Raw genomic sequence first — 20859 nt, forward strand, 5'->3', positions numbered from 1 at the left:
CTGCAGCGGCGTTGCAGAGGGCTGGAGGCGAAAGAGGCGGGAGTCAGAAATGCACCGCCCCCTGAGCAGAGGGGGCGGCAAGGTGCTGGGTATCAGGTGCGCAGGATCTCGTTGATCGCGCTGGGTTTGGGACGCAGCGCGCTGAACACCTGCCAGAGTACGAACGCCAGGGCCAGGCCGAGGAAGGTACCGGCGATCGGATTGGTGAAGAACTCGGCGAAGCTGCCATCCGACAGCATCAGACCACGGCGCAGGTTGGTTTCTGCCATCGGCCCGAGGATAAAGCCGATGATGAACGGCGCTGCTGGCATCCCGGCCTTGACGAAGGCATAGCCGAGCAGACCGAACAGCAGGATCGACCAGACGTCGAACAGGCGGCTGGACAGACCGAAGGCACCGACCACGCAGAGCACCAGAATGATCGGCAGCAGAATGTGCTTGGGCACGTCGAGCAGCTTGATGAACAGGCGCAGGCCGTAGAACTCCATGAACAGCATCATGCAGGTGGCGACGATCAGCGCGGCGAAGATGGTGTACACCAGCGGGCCCTGGCTGATGAACAGTAGCGGGCCCGGTTGGATGCCGTGGATCAGGAAGCCGCCGAGCATGATCGCGGTGACGGTGTCGCCTGGAATGCCCAGGGTCATCAGCGGCATCATGGCACCACCGATACCGGCGTTGTTGGCCGTTTCACTGGCGACCACGCCGCCGATATTGCCCTTGCCGTAGGTGTGACCGTCTTTCGCGCGCTTTTTGGCGATGATGTAGGACACCAGGTTCGAGGTGCCCGCGCCGATGCCCGGCAGAATGCCGATGCCCAGGCCGATCAGGCCGGAGCGACCGGCATTGGGTAGTTGCTCGCGGAATTCCTTGAGCGAGAAGCCGAAGCCCTTGATGTTCTTCATGCTCACCGACCTGGCCTTGCCCTGCACGGCATGGCGGCCGCTTTCGGCGAGCTTGATGATCTCGGCCACGGCGAACATGCCGATCATTACTGTCAGCATCGAGAAGCCGCCGTTGAGCTCGCTGACACCGAAGGTGAAGCGTCGCACGGCCTCTACTGGTGCAATGCCGACGGTGGACACGGCGATACCCAGGGCACCGGCGAACAGCCCCTTGATCATGGAGCCGGCGGATAGAGTGGCGATCAGGGTCAGGGAGAACACCGCAATGGCGAAGTATTCATGTGGGCCGAAGCTCAGGGCCACCTTGGCCAGCTGCGGGGCGATGAACATCAGCGCGACGATGCTGAAGATGGTGCCGAGGAAGGAAAACACGATGCCGACGCCCAGCGCCTTGACGCCGTGGCCCTGTTCCATCAGCGGGCCGCCGTCGAACACGGTCGCGATCGATGACGGCGTTCCTGGAATCTTCAGCAGAATCGCCGAAATCAGCCCGCCCGAGGTGGCACCGATGAACAGCGCGACCAGCAGGGAAAGACCAGCCTGCGGGCCCATGGTGAAGGTCAGCGGCAGGCACAGCGCTACCGCCATGGTCGCGGACAGGCCGGGTACCGCGCCGAAGACGATGCCCATGGCCACGCCGACGGCCATCAGCATCATGATGTTGAGTGAAAAAACGGCACCGAAGCCTTGCTGCAGTAATTCGAGCATGGTCGATCCTCAGATGAAGTTGTTCAGCAGGCCAGCGGGCAGCAACAGATCGAAGGCCTCGCGGAACAGCAGGAAGATGATCGCAGAGCAGGCAACGGCAATCAGCAGATAGGTCAGGTGTCTGGCTTTCTGGTTTACCGGCGTCAGCACGAGGAACTGCAGATAGAGGTAAACCACGGTCATGATCGGGAAGCCCACAGGGCCGAGCAGGGCCATGTAGCCGAGGATCAGGCCGAGGGTCTTGAAGACGGTCTTGGGTTCTATGACTTCAGCCGGTTGCTCGTCAGCTTCTACCGGCGCCGGGCTTGCGGGTTCGGTGGCAACCTTGGGTTTGGCAAAGGCGCTGATCAGTTGCATCACGCCAAGCAGAGACAGGAATCCGGCCAGCAGTTTCGGCACAGTGGCCGCATCGACACCGTCATGTCCAGGCAACTGTTGCGCCATGACCAGGTAGGCAAGGCTGGCGCCGAGCATGGCAATGCCGATGATCAGTTCTTTTTTGTTGAGGGTGTTCATCATGTACCTCGATGTTCTGAGGCGCAGCCCCGGCCCGAATCGATCGGGTCGGGGCTGCGTTATGGCTTACTTGGCCTTGCGCAGTTCATCCTTGAACTGCATGAAGTCTTCGCGGGTCTTGGCCAGAATCTGCTTGGCCTCTTCGGTGCCGTAGAACGCGACCGGTTGCTTGAACTTCTTCAGGTCTTCGGCGTACCCAGGTTGCTCGGTGATCTGCTTCATGATGTCAGACATCTTCTTCACGATCGCCGGGTCGGTGCCTTTCGGGAAGGCTACGACGTAGGGCTTGTCCATGGTGATGTCGAGGCCTTGCTCCTTGAGGGTCGGAACCTCGCCGAGCATGGCGTTGCGCTGCTCGTTGGGCTGGCCCAGTGCGACCATCTGCCCGCCCTGTACATAGTCCTGTACGGAGCCATAGGTGATGGCGCCCATGTCCAGGCGACCGCCGAGCATGCCGACCACACGGTCGGACACGGTGCCGCCGTCGACCATCTTCAGTTTGGCGCCGGTGAGTTTCTCCAGCATCAGGCCCTGCAGGTGGGAGAAGCTGCCCATCTCGGTGCCATAGGTGATGCTGCCCGGATTGGCTTTGGATTTTTCGATCAGCTCTTTCATGCTGTTCACGCCGGCCTGCTTGGAGGCGACGAACACGGTGCTCTTGTCGACGCCGGCGATGCAGGCTACGTCGAAGACTTCGTAGCTGTCTTCGGTCAGGCCGGCGACTTCGTTGACGATCAGCTGACCCGGGTGGGTGAAGAGGATGGTGTTGCCATCCGCCGCTGCGCCCTTGACCTGTTCAGCTGCCAGGGTGCCACCACCGCCCGCGACGTTGGTCACCACCATGGTCTTGCCGGTGATCTCGTTGAAGTACTTGGCCATCATGCGGGCGTTGAAGTCGGTGTCGCCGCCGGGGTTGGCGATCACCACCACCTGGATTGGGCGAGTCGGCCACTTGACCTCATCGGCGAAGGTGGCGGCGTGGGTGACCAGGGCGCCGACACCGACCAGGGCAGAAAGGAGAGAAGCGCGGAATGTTTTTTTCATTGGAATACTCCGGTTTGGGATGAAAGCCGCGCGAGTCAGTCGCGGCCGAGGCTGGGACGTTTCGGGTCGTACTGCCAACCCGGAACCAGGTACTGCATGGCCATGGCGTCGTCACGCGCGCCGTTGGCCACCTTCTTGTAAAGCTCGTGAGCGGCCATGATCCGCTCCATGTCGGGCTCGATGCCGAGGCCGGGCTTGCTGGGAACCTCTACCTGACCACCGATGATCTGCAGCGGTTCGCGGGTCAGGCGCTCTTCGCCTTCCTGCCAGATCCAGTGCGTGTCGATGGCGGTGACGCGGCCCGGCACGGCTGCGGCGGCATGAGTGAACATGGCCAGGGAAATGTCGAAATGGTTGTTGGAGTGCGAGCCCCAGGTCAGGCCGAATTCCTCACACACCTGACCGAGGCGCACGGCGCCCTGCATGGTCCAGAAGTGCGGGTCGGCCAGCGGAATGTCCACTGCCTCGAGGCGCAGCGAGTGGCCCATTTGCCGCCAGTCGGTGGCGACCATGTTGGTGGCGGTAGGAATGCCGGTGGCACGCTTGAACTCGGCCATCACCTCGCGGCCGGAATAGCCGTTCTCCGGGCCGCAAGGGTCTTCGGCGTAAGCCAGCACATGGTTCTGGCCCTGGCACAGGGCGATGGCTTCATCCAGCGACCAGGCGCCGTTGGGGTCGAGGGTGACGCGCGCATCAGGGAAGCGCGCCTTGATCGCGCGGATGGCGTCCATCTCCTCGGCGCCACGCATCACGCCGCCCTTGAGCTTGAAATCGTTGAAGCCGTAGCGCGCATGGGCGGCTTCGGCCAGGCGGGCGATGGCTTGCGGTGTCATCGCAGCCTGATGGCGCAGGTGATACCAGTCGTCGTGCGCACCTTGCCCGGCGAGGTAGGGCAGGTCGCTGCGCTGACGTTCACCGATATAGAAGAGGTAGGCGAGCATCGGCACATGGTCGCGTTGCTGGCCGCTGCCAAGCAGTTCGCAGGCCGGCACGTCCAGATGCTGGCCGAGCAGGTCGAGCAGGGCGGCTTCCACTGCGGTGATCACGTTGTCCAGGCGCAGGTTGATCTCGTGCGGCTGCTTGAGCACGCGCGCCTCGGATTCGGATGTGACCTGATGCTGGGTGGTCTGTGGCCCTTTGGCCGGCCCGGCGATGGCCTGGCGCAGACGGTTGAGAATACGATTGTAACGACCGACCGGTTGCCCGATCACCAGTTCGCGGCAGCGTTCCAGTGCCTGACGGATGCCTTCGCCACCGGGGACCTCGCCGCAGCCGATGTGCCCGGCAGTGTCCGTGAGCAGCACCAGATTGCGGGTGAAGTAGGGGGCGTGAGCGCCGCACAGGTTGAGCAGCATGCTGTCATGGCCGGCCACCGGGATGACCTGCATCTCGACGATCTGAGGTGTGCTGTTGCGGGGGGCTTCGTACATCTTGGCAGGGGCTCCGGACTTGGTGCGGCCCTCGGCCGCAATGGCGAAGGGACGGTTCAGTCGTGCACCGGGATCAGCAGGCGATCCGCGCTGCAGCAAGCTTGAGCATGGGCAAAGATGGCAACGAAGCCAGCGTGGGTTGCGCTGTCCTGGCGGGCACTGGCAACGGTGCGACGATGCGCGCGTTGGCAGCAGGTAACGGCAGTGAAGGTCGGTGACATGACCTGGCCTCGTTTGTTTTTATTGGAATGTCATAGGTTGTCGTATGACTTGGTGAAATTAGTACCAGCCTGTTCCTGACCTGTCAACGCTGCTCATGACCAATGATGATTGCGCTGCCATGTCTTCTGGCTTGATCATGGACCCTGCTCTAGTCTGAGCTTTGCGCTTGTGCAGCGGTTTTTCGGCGAGGCGGGCGAGGGTAGGGAAATCTTCGACGAACGGACGATATAAAAACTGGTGTTTTTTTTGTTGTTGTACGATAACGTATCTCTACAGCTGCGGCTGACGCTATTCCTCACAACTCGCTTTACTAGGGTGTTCGCATAATGAATCCACAAGAACTTAAGTCCATCCTCTCCTCTGGTCTGCTGTCTTTCCCGGTGACCGACTTCGATGCCGCCGGTGATTTCAACCAGGCCGGCTACGTGCGCCGCCTCGAGTGGCTGGCGCCTTACGGTGCTTCCGCCCTGTTCGCTGCCGGTGGTACTGGCGAGTTCTTCTCCCTGGCGCCGGACGAATACAGCGCCGTGATCAAGACAGCCGTCGATACCTGCGAGAAGTCCGTGCCCATCCTGGCTGGCGTAGGCGGCCCGACCCGCGTAGCCATCCAGATGGCGCAGGAAGCCGAGCGCCTGGGTGCCAAGGGCCTGCTGCTGCTGCCGCATTACCTGACCGAAGCCTCTCAGGACGGCGTTGCCGCTCACGTCGAGCAGGTGTGCAAGTCGGTGAAGATCGGCGTGGTGATCTACAACCGTAACGTCTGCCGCCTCAATGCCAATCTGCTGGAGCAATTGGCCGAGCGCTGCCCGAACCTGATCGGCTACAAGGACGGCCTGGGCGACATCGAGCTGATGGTGTCGATCCGTCGCCGCCTGGGTGAGCGCCTGACCTACCTCGGCGGCCTGCCGACCGCTGAAGTCTACGCTGCGGCCTACAGGGCGCTGGGTGTACCGGTCTATTCCTCGGCCGTGTTCAACTTCATCCCGAAAACCGCCATGGACTTCTACCGCGCCATCGCCGCGGAAGATCACGCCACCGTTGGCAAGCTGATTGACGATTTCTTCCTGCCGTATCTGGACATCCGCAACCGCAAGGCCGGCTATGCCGTGAGCATCGTCAAGGCCGGTGCCAAGATCGTCGGTTATGACGCCGGTCCGGTCCGTGCGCCGCTGACCGATCTGCTGCCGGACGAGTACGAAGCCCTGGCCAAGCTGATCGAAGCGCAAGGCGCGCAGTAACACTGCAGGTGGCCGCTCGCCCCGGCGAGCGGCCCAGTTGCGCGCCGGCAGGCCGGGCGTGACCACGCTGAACCATTGTCGAACCCGCATAAGAACAACAGGGTAACGCTCATGACTTCACAGATTCCTGCCGCTGTCGGCACTCCGCTGATCACCGAGCTGCAAGTCGTACCGGTAGCCGGTCAAGACAGCATGCTGCTCAACCTGAGCGGAGCCCACGGCCCGTATTTCACTCGCAACATCCTCATTCTCAAGGACAGTGCCGGCCATGTCGGTGTCGGCGAAGTCCCCGGCGGCGAGGGCATTCGCAAGACCCTCGAAGACGCCCGCTCGATCCTCGTCGGCCAACCGGTCGGCAACTACAACGCACTGCTCAATCAGGTGCGCCGCGCCTTCGCTGATCGCGATTCCGGCGGTCGCGGCCTGCAGACCTTCGACCTGCGCATCACCATCCACGCCGTCACTGCGCTGGAGTCGGCGCTGCTCGACCTGCTCGGCCAGCACCTCGGCGTGCCAGTCGCCGCTCTGCTTGGCGAAGGCCAGCAGCGTGATGCGGTGGAGATGCTCGGTTATCTGTTCTTCGTCGGTGACAAGGACAAGACCGACCTCGCTTACCGCGACGAGCGCGATGCCGACGATGCCTGGGAGCGCGTGCGCAATCAGACTGCGCTGACCCCCGAAACCATCGTCCGCCAGGCCGAGGCTGCGCATGCGCGCTACGGCTTCAATGACTTCAAACTCAAGGGCGGCGTGCTGCATGGCGAAGCCGAAGTCGAGGCGATTCGCGCCCTGGCCGCGCGTTTCCCCGAGGCTCGTGTGACCCTCGACCCCAACGGCGGCTGGTCGCTGGATCAGGCCATCGCCCTGTGCCGCGACCTGCACGGCGTGCTGGCCTATGCCGAAGACCCTTGCGGCGCTGAGAACGGCTACTCCGGCCGTGAAGTGATGGCCGAGTTCCGCCGCGCCACCGGTCTGCCGACCGCGACCAACATGATCGCGACTGACTGGCGGCAGATGGGCCACACCATCTCCCTGCAATCGGTGGACATTCCACTGGCCGACCCGCACTTCTGGACCATGGCCGGTTCCGTGCGCGTGGCGCAGATGTGCAACGACTGGGGCCTGACCTGGGGCTCGCACTCGAACAACCACTTCGACATCTCGCTGGCCATGTTCACCCACGTCGCCGCTGCTGCACCGGGCCGCGTGACCGCCATCGACACCCACTGGATCTGGCAGGATGGCCAGTACCTGACGCGCAACCCGCTGCGTATCGAAGGTGGTCTGGTGCAGGTGCCGAAAACGCCGGGTCTGGGCGTCGAGCTGGACTGGGACGCACTGGCCAAGGCGCACGAGCTTTACCAGGCCAAGGGTCTGGGCGCACGTGACGACGCGGTGGCCATGCAGTACCTGATTCCGGGCTGGACCTTCAACAACAAGAAGCCCTGCCTGGTACGTTGAGCTGAGTCTGGTGCCGCTCCGTGGCTTTGTAGGGTGGGCTTCAGCCCACCGTGACTACAATCGGTGGGCTAAAGCCCACCCTACGGGTTGATGACCGTGGCTGGCGCGGAGCGCCGCCCAGCCCACTCTACGGTCTGACGTGGCCCACCTTACCGGCTCAGCCTTTCCTCCTGTCTCACGAGCCTTGCCGATGCCAGATGCCAAACCGGGTCGTGTGCGCTACAGCATCTTGCTGATGCTGTTTCTGGTCACCACCATCACCTTCGCCGATCGCTCCAGCCTCTCCGTCGCCGGTTCGGCGATGCAGGCCGGCCTGGGCATCGACGCGGTGACGCTCGGCTACATCTTCTCGGCCTTCGGCTGGGCCTACGTGATCGGGCAGATTCCCGGCGGTTGGTTGTTCGACCGCTTTGGCACCAAACCCGTCTATACCCTGGCGTTGTTCATCTGGTCGGCGCTGACTCTGCTGCAGGGGTTCGTCGGCTGGCTGCCGACCACCTGGGCGGTGACCTCGATGTTTTTGCTGCGGCTGCTGGTGGGTTTCGCCAGCGCGCCATGCTTTCCCGGCAACGCGCGGATCATCGCCTCCTGGTTTCCCACTGCCGAGCGCGCCACCGCCACGGCCATCTCCAGCTCGGCGCAGTATGCTGCCACCGCGCTGTTCGCCCCATTGATGGGCTGGGTGGTGCAAACCATGGGTTGGCAAGCGGTATTCATCGTGCTCGGTTGCCTCGGCCTGGCGTTGTCAGTGCTGTGGTTGAAGCAGCTGTACGGGCCACGCCAGCATCCGCGTATCGAGGCGGCCGAGTTGACGTACCTGGAGCGAGGCGGCGCGCTGATCGATCTCGAAGGGCAGCGCGCCAGTGCCGGCGGCTCGCAGTGGCGATACCTGGGCCTGCTGCTGCGCCAGCGCACGATGATTGGCATCTATCTCGGCCAGTACTGCAACAACGCCATTACCTACTTCTTTCTGACCTGGTTTCCGGTCTACCTGGTGCAGGCGCGCGGCATGAGCATTCTCGGTGCCGGTTTTGCCGCTGCATTGCCGGCTATCAGTGGCTGTGTCGGCGGCGTGCTGGGTGGGTTGCTGTCCGACGGCATGCTGCGTCGCGGTCATTCGCTGACCCTGGCGCGCAAGCTGCCGATGGTGCTCGGCCTGCTGCTGTCGAGCAGCCTGATGCTGTGCATCTTCGCAGACAGCGACACTGCGGTGGTGGCGCTGATGGCCCTGGCGTTCTTCGGCAAGGGCCTCGGCTCGCTGGGCTGGACCTTGGTGGCCGACACCTCGCCACGGCAAATCCTTGGCCTGTCCGGCGGGCTGTTCAACACTTTCGGCAACCTGGCAGCGATCACCACACCCATCGTCATCGGCTATCTGGTCAGCCATACCGGTTCTTTCGATGGGGCATTGGCCTATGTCGGCCTCAATGCCCTGCTGGCGGTCGTCAGCTTCGGCCTGATCGTCGGCCAAATTCACAGGGTCGAGCTGGACGCAGGAGGGGGCGATGATGCCACTCCCTCCAAGCCTGGCTCGGTATCCTGAACGCACAACAGGAGCACGCAGCATGCAGTTGATTCCCCATCAGGATTCGCCCCGTTACATCCGCCTGCACCCGACCGACAACGTCGGCGTGGTGGTCAATGACCAGGGTGTCGCCGCTGGCGGCCAGTTCGACGATGGCCTCAAGGCCGCGTGCGGCATCCCGCAGAGCCACAAGGTGGCGCTGCTGGACATCGCCGAGGGTGGCGAGGTGGTGCGTTATGGCGAGGTCATCGGCTATGCGCTGAAACCCATCGCCGCCGGTAGCTGGGTCACCGAGCAGGTGCTGCGCATGCCCGAGCCGCCAGCGCTGGACAACCTGCCCAAGGCGACCATCAAGACCTCGCCCGGCGAGCCGCTGCAGGGCTACAGCTTCGAGGGCTTCCGCAACCCGGATGGCACGGTCGGCACGCGCAATATCCTCGGTGTGACCACCACCGTGCAGTGCGTGGTCGGCGTGCTCGATCACGTGGTCGAGCGCGTACGCAAGGAACTCCTGCCCAAATACCCCAACGTCGACGACGTGGTAGCGCTGTCGCACAGCTACGGCTGCGGTGTGGCGATCAACGCGCCGGACGCCGTGGTGCCGATCCGCACCCTGTACAACATCAGCCGCAACCCCAACTTCGGCGGCCAGGCGCTGGTGATCAGCCTCGGCTGCGAGAAGCTGCAGGCCAGCCAGTTGATGGATGGCGATCAGCTCACCAACGGCATGGACGAGGAGGACTGGCTGTTCCGCCTGCAGGATTCCGGCACCGGCTTTACCGGCATGGTCGAGCAGATCATGGGCATGATCGAGGAGCGCCTGAAGGTGCTCGATCAGCGTCGCCGCGAGACGGTGCCGGCTTGCGAACTGGTGGTCGGCATGCAGTGCGGCGGCAGCGATGCCTTCTCCGGCATCACCGCCAACCCGGCTCTGGGCGTGGCAGCGGATTTGCTGGTGCGTGCCGGCGCCACGGTGATGTTCTCCGAGAACACCGAAGTGCGTGACGGCATCCACCTGCTCACGCCGCGCGCCGCCAGCGTCGAGGTGGCCGATGCGCTGATCCGCGAGATGGACTGGTACGACCGCTATCTTTCGCGCGGCATGGCCGACCGCAGCGCCAACACCACGCCGGGCAACAAGAAGGGTGGGCTGAACAACATCGTCGAGAAGGCCATGGGTTCGATTGCCAAGTCCGGCAACAGCCCGATTGCCGGCGTCGTGGCGCCCGGTGAGCGCATTCGTGGCAAGGGCCTGTGGTTCTGCGCCACGCCGGCCAGCGACTTCATCTGCGGCACCCTGCAACTGGCGGCGGGCATGAACCTGCACATCTTCACCACCGGTCGCGGCACGCCCTATGGCCTGTCCATGGTGCCGGTGATCAAGGTGGCCACGCGCACCCAGCTGGCCGAGCGTTGGCCGGACCTGATCGACGTCGACGCCGGGCAGATCGTCTCCGGGCATATGACCCTGGAGGAAATGGGCTGGCATATCTTCCAGCTCTATCTGGACGTGGCCAGCGGTCGCAAGCAGACCTGCGCCGAACGCCTGCGTCTGCACAACGACCTGGTGCTGTTCAACCCGGCGCCGGTGACCTGAAATGAGTGGCCTGTCCGATGATCTGATCCAGGCGCTGCGCGACGTGGTCGGCGAGGCCGGCCTGCTTACCGATGCCGAGCGCATGCAGAGTTACCAGAGCGACTGGCGCGGTGCCTATCGCGGCCAGGCCGCTGCAGTGCTGCGCCCGGCCTCGACCGAGGAGGTCGCCGCCGTTGTGCGTCTGTGCGCGCGGGCCGGCGTCGCGCTGGTACCGCAGGGCGGCAATACCGGCCTGTGCGGCGGCTCGATTCCGGACGACTCCGGGGCGCAGATCGTGCTGTCGCTGACGCGCATGAAGCGCATCCGCGACGTGGACGTGGCCAACGAAACCATCACCGTCGAAGCCGGGGTGATCCTGCAGCAGCTGCAGGAGGCCGCCGCCGAAGTCGGCCGGCTGTTCCCGCTGTCGCTGGGCGCCGAAGGCAGCTGCACGGTCGGTGGCAACCTGGCGACCAATGCCGGCGGTACCGCCGTGCTGCGCTACGGCAACATGCGCGACCTGGCGCTGGGGCTGGAAGTGGTGCTGCCCGACGGGCGCATCTGGGATGGCTTGCGCGGCCTGCGCAAGGACAACACCGGCTATGACCTCAAGCACCTGTTCATCGGCAGCGAGGGTACGCTGGGCATCATCACCGCCGCCGTGCTCAAGCTGTTCCCGGCGGTGCGCAGCCTGACTACCGCCTGGGTGGCGCTGCCCAGCCCGCAAGCGGCCGTGGAGCTGATCGGGCAGATGCGCGGTCTGTGCGGCGACCGCCTGACCGGCTTCGAGCTGATGTCGCGGCAGAGCGTCGAGTTCGTCCTGCGCCATGTCACCGGCGTCAGCGATCCCTTCGCCGAAGCGCATCCCTGGTACGTGCTGATCGAACTGAGCGATACCCAGCCCAATGCGCCCTTGAACGAGATGCTCGAGCAGGGCCTCGGCGAGGCGTTCGAAAAGGGCATGGCGTTGGATGCCGTGCTGGCTGGTAGCGATGCGCAGGTGCGCGCCTTGTGGGCGCTGCGCGAGGGCATATCGGAGGCGCAGAACCACGAGGGGCCGAGCCTCAAGCACGACATCAGCGTGCCGGTCAGCCGTATTCCCGATTTCATCGCGCGTACCGACCAGGCGCTGCAGCAGGCGTTTCCTGGCGTGCGTATCGTGGCCTACGGGCACGTCGGCGACGGCAACCTGCATTACAACGTCAGCAAGCCCGTCGGCGCCGAGGATGGCCCGTTCAAGGCGCAGGCCGAGGCGATCATGCGGGTGATCTACGACTCGACTCTGGAAGATGCCGGCAGCATCAGCGCCGAACATGGCCTGGGCCAGTCCAAGCGCCTGGCTGCGCAGCACTACAAGGCACCGCTGGAGCTGGAGCTGATGGCCCGCATCAAGCAGGCGCTGGATCCATCCGGGCTGATGAATCCGGGCAAACTGCTGTAGAACGCATGATCGAAACAGGAGGATCCATGAGCAAACTCAAGGTGCTGCAGATCGGCCCGCTGAGCGAACGCTTCAATCGCGAGCTGGCCGACGAATACGAGGTCAGTGCGCTCTGGCAGCAGGCCGAGCCATTGGCCTTCCTGCGCGAGCAGGGCGAGCAGTTCATCCATATGGTGTCTTCGGCGCGTTTTGGCTGCACGGCTGATCAGCTGGCGCTGCTGCCGAATCTGCGCGCCATCTGCAGCTTCGGTGTCGGCTACGATCCTTATCCGCTGGATCTGCTGCGTGACCGTGGCATCGCCCTCAGCACCACGCCGGACGTGCTCAACGACTGCGTGGCCGATCTGGCCATGGGCCTGATGATCGACAGCGCGCGGCGCCTGTCCGAAGCGGATCGCTTCGTACGCAGTGGCGCCTGGAGCAGCACCACGGGCTTCCCGCTGGCGCGTCGGGTCAGCGGCAAGCGCCTGGGCATCGTCGGTCTCGGCCGTATCGGCGAGGCGGTAGCCATGCGCGCCTCGGGGTTCTCCATGCCGGTGCGTTACCACAATCGCCGTGCGGTCGAGGGCAGCGCTTATCAGCACGAGCCCGATCTGCTGGCACTGGCGCGCTGGGCGGACTTCCTGGTGCTGACCTGCCCGGGCGGCAAGGCCACCCATCACCTGATCAACGCCGAGGTGCTCGAAGCGCTGGGGCCTGATGGCTTCCTGATCAACGTGGCGCGCGGTTCGGTGGTCGATGAAGACGCATTGATCAAGGCGTTGCAGCAGAAGGTGATCGGTGGCGCCGGGCTGGACGTCTTCGAGCGCGAGCCTCAGGTACCGACCGAATTGCGCGAACTGGACAACGTGGTGCTGCTGCCGCATGTCGGCAGCGCCAGCGTCGAGACCCGCCAGCAGATGGCCGATCTGGTGCTGGACAACCTGCGCGCCTTCATCGCCACCGGCAGGTTATTGACTCCGTTGTAGGGCGCGTGCAACCCGCCAATCAAGGCGGCGGGTTTCACCCGCCCTACGGCTTCGCGTGCATTCATGAAAGGCCGCTGAATACGCCGGGCGGCATCTGCAGCCTGGCCTATCGTTACATCGCCACAAGCGCTGTAATCGTTTTCTAACTCACTGCCGCATCCCCGGCGCACCACAAGTGCGCCGTTTTTTCACCTGTGCGCTGATGTCGCTGCCTCTTGCCCTGTAAACTGTGACGTTTTCCGCAGGCAAGGACTCTCACCGTGCAGTCGGTCATCTCCATTTCGCAACTGAACAAGATCTATGCGTCCGGGCACCCGGCCCTGCAGGGCATCGACCTGGACATTCGCCAGGGCGAGATCTTCGCCTTGCTCGGCCCCAACGGCGCGGGCAAGACCACCCTGATCAGCATCATCTGCGGCATCGTCAATCCGGGCGAAGGCCGGGTGCTGGTGGCTGGCCACGACATCGTCCGTGACTACCGCGCGGCCCGCTCGCAGATCGGCCTGGTGCCGCAGGAGCTGGTCAGCGACGTGTTCGAAACCGTCTGGGCGACGGTCAAGTTCAGCCGTGGGCTGTTCGGCAAGAAACCCGATCCGGCCTATCTGGAGCAACTGCTCAAGGACCTGTCGCTGTGGGACAAGCGGGACGCCAAGATCATGGAACTGTCCGGCGGCATGAAGCGCCGGGTGATGATCGCCAAGGCTCTCTCGCACGAGCCGCAGATTCTCTTCCTCGACGAGCCCACCGCCGGTGTCGACGTCGAGCTGCGCCGCGACATGTGGAACATGGTGCGGCGCCTGCGCGAGCGCGGTGTGACCATCATCCTGACCACCCACTACATCGAGGAGGCCGAGGAAATGGCCGACCGCATCGGGGTGATCAGCAAGGGCCGGATCATCCTGGTGGAAGACAAGCAGGTGCTGATGCACAAGCTGGGCAAGAAGCAGCTGACCCTGCACCTGCAGCAGCCGTTGTCCTGCGTACCGGCCGAGCTGGCGCGCTATGGTCTGGAGCTGGTGGATCAGGGGCATGCGCTGGTGTTCACCTTCGATGCCCAGCACGAGAACACCGGCATCGCCGAACTGCTGCGTGAACTCGCCCAGCACGGCATCGACTTCAAGGACCTGCAGTCGAGCCAGAGTTCGCTGGAGGAAATTTTCGTTTCATTGCTGGAGGAGTCGCGCGCATGAACCTGTATGCCATCAAGGCCATCTACCTGTTCGAGCTGGCGCGCACCTGGCGCACCCTGCTGCAGAGCATTGCCACGCCGGTGATCAGCACCTCGCTGTACTTCGTGGTATTCGGTTCGGCCATCGGTTCGAGCATGACCCAGGTGCAGGGCGTGAGTTACGGCGCCTTCATCATTCCGGGTCTGATCATGCTGGCGCTGCTGACCGAGAGCATTTCCAACGCTTCGTTCGGCATCTACATGCCCAAGTACTCCGGGAGCATCTACGAGCTGCTGTCGGCACCGGTGTCCTACCTGGAGATATTGATCGGCTATGTCGGCGCGGCGGCGACCAAGTCGGTGATCCTTGGTCTCATCATCCTGCTCACGGCGCGACTTTTCGTCGATTTCGAGATTCAGCATCCCATCTGGATGGCGGCGTTTCTGGTGCTGACGGCGCTGACCTTCAGCCTGTTCGGCTTCATCATCGGCGTGTGGGCCGATGGCTGGGAGAAGCTGCAGATCGTCCCGGCGCTGATCGTCACGCCGCTGACCTTCCTGGGCGGCGCCTTCTATTCGATCAGCATGCTGCCGCCGGCCTGGCAGACGGTGACCCTGTTCAACCCGGTGGTGTACCTGATCAGCGCATTCCGCTGGAGCTTCTACGGCGTGTCCGACGTCAACGTCGGGGTCAGCCTGGCGATGGTGCTGGGCTTTCTGGCGCTGTGCATCTTGCTGGTGGGCTGGATCTTCAAGACCGGTTACCGGCTCAAGAGCTGAGGTACGCGGGGATATCGTAGGGCATACCGGGCGGCGATCCGTTCGCGAAGCAGTACGCCGTTGGATTTGTGGGGCGACGAAGGCCGGCGGACTGTTCGCTGCGCTCCTGAGTCCGCCCTGCGAGCTGAACGAGAGGGCGGCATTCGCGGCTGAAGCCGCTCCTACGCTCGACTAAGGTCGTGCACGCCTCAAACTGTAGGAGCGGCTTCAGCCGCGAAACGAGGGAGCGGGGGCATCATGCCCCCTTGTTCATTCTCAGCCTGTAGGGCGGGTGAAACCCGCCATGAGCCGGTGGCGGGTTGCACCCGCCCTACGGATCTAAAACCCCTCCCGCAGGAGCTGGGTCTTGCGCGGCTTCCTCACTTCACCCGCAATTCACACTCGAAGGTTTCCGCCGGCGGCACGTTCGGCTCCCAGGGTTGCTGGTAGGTCAGCAGCAGCCGGCCTTCGCCCGCTTCGCGAGCGCTGAAGCGCCAGGTGGAAATGCCGCCAGCACCCACCAGCCCGGCGTCTTCCGGATTGCTGTACACCTCCGGGCCAAGACTTTGCAGCACGTTCGCCGCGCCATCACGGACTTCCCAGCGAAAGCCGGTGGTGGGGTTGCTGGGCAGGCTGAGGATCAGTTGCTGGCCCTTGTTCAGCGTCAGCGGGCACTGCCGGTCCTTCTTCAATTCCAGCGTGCCGGATTGATGGGCGCAGGCCGTGAGCAGGGCCAGGGCGGGCAGGGTAAGCAGGCGCAAGGTGGCGGGCATGACGAACTCCAGTCGAACAGAAAACGGGCCCAGCATAGCCGCACCGGGGTGCGGCACGCGAGCCGTAGGGTGCGCCGTGCGCACCTCGGTCAGTCGAACAACACCTTGGCCACGTCGCCATAGCGCTTGGCGAAGTGCACGATCAGGCCTTCCTTGAGGTAGTCCGGCAGTTCCTCGTAGCTGCCACGGTTGGCCTCCGGCAGGATCAGTTCAAAAATCTTCTGCCGGCGCGCCGCGATCACCTTCTCGCGCACACCGCCGATGGGCAACACCTGACCAGTCAGGGTCAGTTCGCCAGTCATGGCCACGCCCTTCTTCGGCGCCTGGTTGCGCGCCAGGGAGAGCAGGGCGCTGGCCATGGTGATGCCGGCGCTGGGGCCGTCCTTGGGTGTGGCACCTTCCGGCACGTGCAGGTGAACGAAGGCCTGGTCGAAGAAGGTCGGGTCGCCACCGAACTGCTTGAGGTGCGAACTGACGTAGCTGTAGGCGATCTCCGCCGACTCCTTCATCACCTCGCCGAGCTGGCCGGTAAGCTTGAAGCCGCGATTGAGCGTATGAATGCGCGTCGCCTCGATCGGCAGGGTGGCGCCGCCCATGCTGGTCCAGGCCAGCCCGGTGATCACCCCGGTGCCGGCCAATACCCGCTCGTTGCGGAACACCGGCATGCCCAGCGCTTGCTCCAGGTCCTTGGCGCCGATGCGAATCTTCGCCTCGGGATCGTCCAGCAACTTCACCACCGACTTGCGCACCAGCTTGCCCAGCTGTTTCTCCAGCTGACGCACGCCGGCTTCGCGGGCGTAGCCCTCGATCACCGCACGCAGCGCCGCGTCGCTGATGGCCAGGCGCGCTTTCGGCACGCCGGCCTTTTCCAGTTGCTTGGGCCACAGATGGCGCTTGGCGATGGCGAGTTTTTCCTCGGTGATGTAGCCGGACAGGCGGATCACTTCCATGCGGTCGAGCAACGGCCCGGGGATGGAGTCGAGGGTGTTGGCGGTGCAGACGAACAGCACTTTGGACAGGTCCAGGCGCAGGTCCAGGTAGTGGTCGAGGAATTCGACGTTCTGCTCCGGGTCCAGCGTTTCCAGCAGCGCCGAGGCGGGGTCGCCCTGGTAGCTGGTGCCCATCTTGTCGATCTCGTCGAGCATGATCACCGGGTTCATCACCTCAGCTTCCTTCAGCGCCTGCACCAGCTTGCCGGGCATGGCGCCGATGTAGGTGCGGCGATGGCCCTTGATCTCCGCCTCGTCGCGCATGCCGCCTACCGAGAAACGGTAGAACGGCCGGCCGAGGGATTCGGCGATGGACTTGCCGATGCTGGTCTTGCCCACACCGGGCGGGCCGACCAGCAGCACGATGGAACCGGCGATCTCGCCCTTGAAGGCACCGACGGCGAGGAACTCGGTGATGCGCTGCTTGATGTCGTCCATGCCGGCGTGGTGCTTGTCCAGCACCTTGCGCGCGCGGCCCAGGTCGAGCTTGTCCTGGCCCTGTACACCCCAGGGCAGGGCGGTGGCCCAATCCAGGTAGTTGCGCGTGACGGCGTACTCGGGCGAGCCGGTCTCGAGGATCGACAGCTTGTTCAGCTCCTCGTCGATGCGTTTCTGCGCCGGTGCGGGCAGGGTCTTGCCTTCGAGGCGGGCAAGAAATTCCTCGCGATCCGCACTCTTGTCGTCCTTGCTGATGCCCAGCTCCTGCTGGATCAGCTTGAGCTGTTCCTTGAGGAAGAATTCGCGCTGGCGTTCGCCGATCTGCTTGTTAACCTCGGCCGACAGCTCTTTCTGCAGGCGGCCGACCTCGACCTCCTTGCGCAGCAGCGGCAGCACCTTCTCCATGCGCTTGAGCATGGGCACGGTGTCCAGCACTTCCTGCAGCTCATGGCCGGAGGCGGTGGTCAGGGCAGCGGCGAAATCAGTGAGCGGCGAGGGCTCGTTGGGACTGAAGCGATTGAGGTAGTTCTTCAGCTCCTCGCTGTACAGCGGGTTGAGCGGCAGCAGTTCCTTGATCGCGTTGATCAGCGCCATGCCGTAGGCCTTGACCTCGTCACGCGGGTCGGCCGGCGGCTGGGGATATTCGACTTCGGCCAGGTACGGACCGCGACGGCTCAGCCAGCCGCGAATGCGCACGCGGGTCAGGCCCTGGGCGACGAACTGCAGTTTGCCGCCTTCCTCGCTGACGTGGTGTACACGCACCAGGGTGCCGTGCTCGGGCAGGCTGTCCAGGTCGAACTCGCCGTTCTCATCCGGTGGATTGTCGACGAAGAACACCGCCAGGCACTTGTGCTCGGTGTTGTCCACGCGCTTGAGCGTGCGCCCCCAGGGGTGCTCGTTGACGATCACCGGCAACACCTGCGCGGGGAAGAACGGGCGGTTGTTGATGGGGATGATGTAGAGCTTGTCCGGCAGCCTTTGTGCGGGCAGCACCAGGCCGGTGGTGGATTGCACGTCGTCGTCGACAGCGTCGGAGTGGATGTCCTGATCGTTCATGGAGCACCTTTGCTTGCACGTTGGTTGCTACATGGGGCGACCTCGGGATTTTTTCAACGTTTCAGTCGAGGCTCAGGCGAATGCCCTGCAGGCGCTGTTCGATCAGTGGCGTGAGCAGGGCGAAGCACTCGCCGGGCGTCAGGCGAATCTGCGCCGACTCGATCAGATCAGTCTGCAGGCGTTCGATCAGCGCGAGCAGATGCGCGTCCTGCTCCTGATCGAGCATGCGCTTGCAGAGAAAGCGCAGTTGCATCTGCAGGCCGGGCGGGCAGCGCTCGTGATTGGCCGCGCGTACCGCCAGGCCACGCAGCCTGGCAAGGTCTTCGAGCGCGCGGCAGGCCTCGCCGATCCCGCGAATTCTGGGGTGATGCTGACGGTAAAGACGATCCTCGAGCTGTTCGATCACCGCCAGCAGTGTCTCGATCAATCGGCAGTGGGCATCGAAGTCGGCGGGTTTGCGGCGCAACTGTGGCCAGTGCTGCTGCAGAGGGGGGAGTTGCATGCTGGCACCGGGCCAATTCAGCCAGAGCTGATCCAGCTGCTGCGCCTGCGCATTGCGCAGCGCGACGCTCGCGGCATCCTGCTGCGCACCCAGCCCGCGATGTTTCTGCAGGGCCTGCAGCAGGTCGAGGCAGCGCTGTACGATCTCGGTGTCCGCCTGTTTGCTGGCTTTCAGCTGGCGATTTTCCGCACGGTGGGTGAGCCAGTAGCCCAGTGTGAGCAGCACGACCAGCAGGGTCAGAAGAATGAGGGCGGCATCGCTCATTGGGGTTCGCTTGTTGTGGTCGGTCGAGAGGGGCGAAGCAACTCTCCTGCCATTTGCCCGAGGCTGCGTGATTCGGCTCGGCGAAGGTTTCCGGGTGCACGGTAATGGAGCCTGGGAATGTTCGGAGCTGCGACTTGGTGCATGGGTTGTCAGGCGCGTTGGTTGCTATAGGTGCAACCATTTCGCTGATGGGTGGTTGCGGCGTTTTTGCGTGGAAAGGAGTAAAGTGCAACCCTTGTTTCGTGCCGCCAGTCTTTTGCGATGCTGCAAGCCCGTGTGATCCGCCTGGATGAACAGGCCCATGAACATGCCCATGACCATCATCAGTTGGTGATGTCTCTGGTCGGCCGCGCCGAATTCGAAGTCGGCGGCCGTGGTGGCGAGGTGTGCCGCATGCGCGCCTGCCTGGTGCCGGGCGATGCCGCCCACCAGTTCGCGGGCATGGGCGACAACCGCATGCTGATCCTCGATCTGGACGAGCAGGACACTCCCAGCGAAGACCTGGAACTGCTCCACCGTCTGTTCGAAACACCGCGTTATCCCGCCCTCGATGTCGATTTCCAGCACCTGCTGAGCTATGCCGGCGCAGAGCTGGAGCGCTATGGCAGTGACTCGATCCTGGCGCGCTCTCTTGGCGGCGTTCTGTTGCGTGCCCTGCACCTGCGCCTGTTCGGCGAACAGCGCCGGCAGCCGCAAGGGGCGCTGGATCTGCAGCGCCTGGATGATTACATCGGCGAGCACCTGGCGCGGCGTATCAGCGTCGCCGAGCTGGCGCAGGAAATGTGCCTGAGCCCCAGCCACTTCCACGCCCAGTTCAAGGACAGCGTCGGCCTGACGCCGCACCAGTACCTGCTCCAGACCCGCCTCGACCGCGCCGCGCGCATGCTGCGCGAGAGCAACCTGCCGTTGGTGAGAATCGCCGAGGAATGTGGTTTCTCCAGCCAGAGCGCGCTGACCACGGCCATGCGCCGCTACATGGGCCTGACGCCGAAGCGACTGCGCGCTGCGTAGGGCGTTTAGCCCATCACCGCAGATTTGGCGGGTTGCACCCGCCCTACAACCCTAAACCGATGCCGCTTTTGTAAGGCTGGCAGTTTAGGGGGGGGCGCCTGCCACCTTGTTGATCACGCCACCGCATCTGCAGCGGCGTAACCCGGCATTGGCGCACCGCCGAAGATCGCCCGGTCGAGTAGGGTGGGCTTCAGCCCACCAGTCAGCCCACATGCCATGTAAGTCGACGATGGGCCGAAGCGGATCGCCGCCCGGCCCACCCTACCCATTCTCAGGCGTAGTTCTGCGGGCTCAGCTTGCGTTCGATCAGCTCGATGAGAATGTGCAGGGTCTTGATGTGCAGCTCCTGCACGCGGTCGGCGAAGTCGCCGCCCGGGGCGCAGATGCACACGTCGGCCAGGCTTTCCAGCAGCGAGCCGGGTTTACCGGTCAGGGCGATCACCTTCACGCCCAGCGTCTTGGCGGCTTCGGCGGCCTTGACCACGTTGGGGCTCTTGCCGCTGGTGCTGATGGCGATCAGCACGTCACCTTCGCGGCCATGGGACTCGATATAGCGCGAGAAGATGAAGTCGTAGCCGAAGTCGTTGGCCACGCAGCTGATATGGCTGGGATCGCTGATCGACACGGCGGCGATGCCCGGACGGTTCTTGCGGTAGCGCCCGGTCAGCTCCTCGGCGAAGTGCATGGCGTCGCACATCGAGCCGCCGTTGCCGCAGGAAAAGGCCCTGCCCTTGTGCTCGAAACTCTCGACCAGCAGCTCGGCGGCCTTCTGGATGTTGCCCAGAGTCTGTTCGTTGGCGAGGAAGGCCTCCAGCGCGCGCTGGGCTTCCTGCAGGCTGTTGCGGATATGTTCGATCATCGCGTC

At 64.0% G+C, this 20859-nt stretch carries 18 protein-coding genes; 9 read left to right on the forward strand and 9 right to left on the reverse strand.

Annotated features, from left to right (window positions below; all coding sequences use genetic code 11):
- Positions 1 to 92: 92 nt before the first annotated feature.
- The 5 genes from ACN0X6_RS00280 to ACN0X6_RS00300 all read right to left on the reverse strand — a co-directional run bounded on the left by ACN0X6_RS00280 (position 93) and on the right by ACN0X6_RS00300 (position 4824).
- Positions 93 to 1613 carry a tripartite tricarboxylate transporter permease gene (locus ACN0X6_RS00280; protein WP_417701137.1) on the reverse strand — a complete coding sequence of 507 codons (1521 nt, stop codon included), beginning with the start codon at positions 1611 to 1613 and terminating at the stop codon, positions 93 to 95.
- 9 nt (positions 1614 to 1622) lie between these two features.
- Positions 1623 to 2129, reverse strand: coding sequence for a tripartite tricarboxylate transporter TctB family protein (locus ACN0X6_RS00285; protein ID WP_417701138.1), 507 nt, complete (start codon positions 2127 to 2129; stop codon positions 1623 to 1625).
- A gap of 66 nt (positions 2130 to 2195) precedes the next feature.
- Positions 2196 to 3173 carry a tripartite tricarboxylate transporter substrate binding protein gene (locus ACN0X6_RS00290; protein WP_417701140.1) on the reverse strand — a complete coding sequence of 326 codons (978 nt, stop codon included), beginning with the start codon at positions 3171 to 3173 and terminating at the stop codon, positions 2196 to 2198.
- A gap of 35 nt (positions 3174 to 3208) precedes the next feature.
- Positions 3209 to 4603 carry an enolase C-terminal domain-like protein gene (locus ACN0X6_RS00295; RefSeq protein ID WP_417701142.1) on the reverse strand — a complete coding sequence of 465 codons (1395 nt, stop codon included), beginning with the start codon at positions 4601 to 4603 and terminating at the stop codon, positions 3209 to 3211.
- Positions 4604 to 4659: 56 nt separating this feature from the next.
- Positions 4660 to 4824 carry a hypothetical protein gene (locus ACN0X6_RS00300; protein ID WP_417701144.1) on the reverse strand — a complete coding sequence of 55 codons (165 nt, stop codon included), beginning with the start codon at positions 4822 to 4824 and terminating at the stop codon, positions 4660 to 4662.
- Positions 4825 to 5151: 327 nt separating this feature from the next.
- Here ACN0X6_RS00300 and kdgD point away from each other — a divergent pair, with 327 nt between their 5' ends.
- The 8 genes from kdgD to ACN0X6_RS00340 all read left to right on the forward strand — a co-directional run bounded on the left by kdgD (position 5152) and on the right by ACN0X6_RS00340 (position 14982).
- Positions 5152 to 6063, forward strand: coding sequence for a 5-dehydro-4-deoxyglucarate dehydratase (kdgD, locus tag ACN0X6_RS00305; RefSeq protein WP_192983767.1), 912 nt, complete (start codon positions 5152 to 5154; stop codon positions 6061 to 6063).
- A gap of 111 nt (positions 6064 to 6174) precedes the next feature.
- Complete coding sequence (gene gudD / locus ACN0X6_RS00310; protein WP_417701146.1) at positions 6175 to 7524, forward strand: glucarate dehydratase; 1350 nt, start codon at positions 6175 to 6177, stop codon at positions 7522 to 7524.
- 190 nt (positions 7525 to 7714) lie between these two features.
- Positions 7715 to 9067: an MFS transporter gene (locus ACN0X6_RS00315; protein WP_417701148.1), complete on the forward strand. Its 1353-nt coding sequence runs from the start codon at positions 7715 to 7717 to the stop codon at positions 9065 to 9067.
- Between the two features lie 22 nt (positions 9068 to 9089).
- Positions 9090 to 10646, forward strand: a complete 1557-nt coding sequence (garD, locus tag ACN0X6_RS00320) for a galactarate dehydratase (protein ID WP_417701150.1) — start codon at positions 9090 to 9092, stop codon at positions 10644 to 10646.
- Between the two features lies 1 nt (position 10647).
- Positions 10648 to 12066, forward strand: a complete 1419-nt coding sequence (locus ACN0X6_RS00325) for an FAD-binding oxidoreductase (RefSeq protein WP_417701152.1) — start codon at positions 10648 to 10650, stop codon at positions 12064 to 12066.
- A 26-nt stretch (positions 12067 to 12092) separates the two neighbouring features.
- The gene (locus tag ACN0X6_RS00330; RefSeq protein WP_417701154.1) at positions 12093 to 13034 is read left to right on the forward strand and encodes a 2-hydroxyacid dehydrogenase; all 942 of its coding nucleotides are present in this window, start codon (positions 12093 to 12095) and stop codon (positions 13032 to 13034) included.
- 260 nt (positions 13035 to 13294) lie between these two features.
- The gene (locus ACN0X6_RS00335; protein ID WP_160020726.1) at positions 13295 to 14224 is read left to right on the forward strand and encodes an ABC transporter ATP-binding protein; all 930 of its coding nucleotides are present in this window, start codon (positions 13295 to 13297) and stop codon (positions 14222 to 14224) included.
- Entirely contained in the window at positions 14221 to 14982 is a 762-nt protein-coding gene (locus tag ACN0X6_RS00340; RefSeq protein ID WP_017678012.1) for an ABC transporter permease, read from the forward strand. The genes ACN0X6_RS00335 and ACN0X6_RS00340 overlap by 4 nt, the downstream gene beginning before the upstream one ends.
- 359 nt (positions 14983 to 15341) lie before the next feature.
- Here ACN0X6_RS00340 and ACN0X6_RS00345 read toward each other — a convergent pair whose 3' ends face one another.
- The 3 genes from ACN0X6_RS00345 to ACN0X6_RS00355 form a co-directional block, all read right to left on the reverse strand.
- On the reverse strand, positions 15342 to 15734 hold the full coding sequence (locus ACN0X6_RS00345; RefSeq protein ID WP_417701157.1) for a protease inhibitor I42 family protein: 393 nt from the start codon (positions 15732 to 15734) through the stop codon (positions 15342 to 15344).
- Between the two features lie 89 nt (positions 15735 to 15823).
- Positions 15824 to 18217, reverse strand: coding sequence for an endopeptidase La (lon, locus tag ACN0X6_RS00350; protein ID WP_417701159.1), 2394 nt, complete (start codon positions 18215 to 18217; stop codon positions 15824 to 15826).
- A 61-nt stretch (positions 18218 to 18278) separates the two neighbouring features.
- The gene (locus ACN0X6_RS00355; protein ID WP_417701161.1) at positions 18279 to 18983 is read right to left on the reverse strand and encodes a hypothetical protein; all 705 of its coding nucleotides are present in this window, start codon (positions 18981 to 18983) and stop codon (positions 18279 to 18281) included.
- Positions 18984 to 19244: 261 nt separating this feature from the next.
- Here ACN0X6_RS00355 and ACN0X6_RS00360 point away from each other — a divergent pair, with 261 nt between their 5' ends.
- Complete coding sequence (locus tag ACN0X6_RS00360) at positions 19245 to 19994, forward strand: AraC family transcriptional regulator (RefSeq protein WP_417701163.1); 750 nt, start codon at positions 19245 to 19247, stop codon at positions 19992 to 19994.
- Between the two features lie 271 nt (positions 19995 to 20265).
- Here the strand turns inward: ACN0X6_RS00360 and lpcA are convergent, their stop codons facing one another.
- On the reverse strand, positions 20266 to 20853 hold the full coding sequence (lpcA, locus tag ACN0X6_RS00365; RefSeq protein WP_417701165.1) for a D-sedoheptulose 7-phosphate isomerase: 588 nt from the start codon (positions 20851 to 20853) through the stop codon (positions 20266 to 20268).
- Positions 20854 to 20859: the final 6 nt, after the last annotated feature.

The organism is Pseudomonas sp., from assembly GCF_048269965.1.
GTDB lineage: Bacteria > Pseudomonadota > Gammaproteobacteria > Pseudomonadales > Pseudomonadaceae > Aquipseudomonas.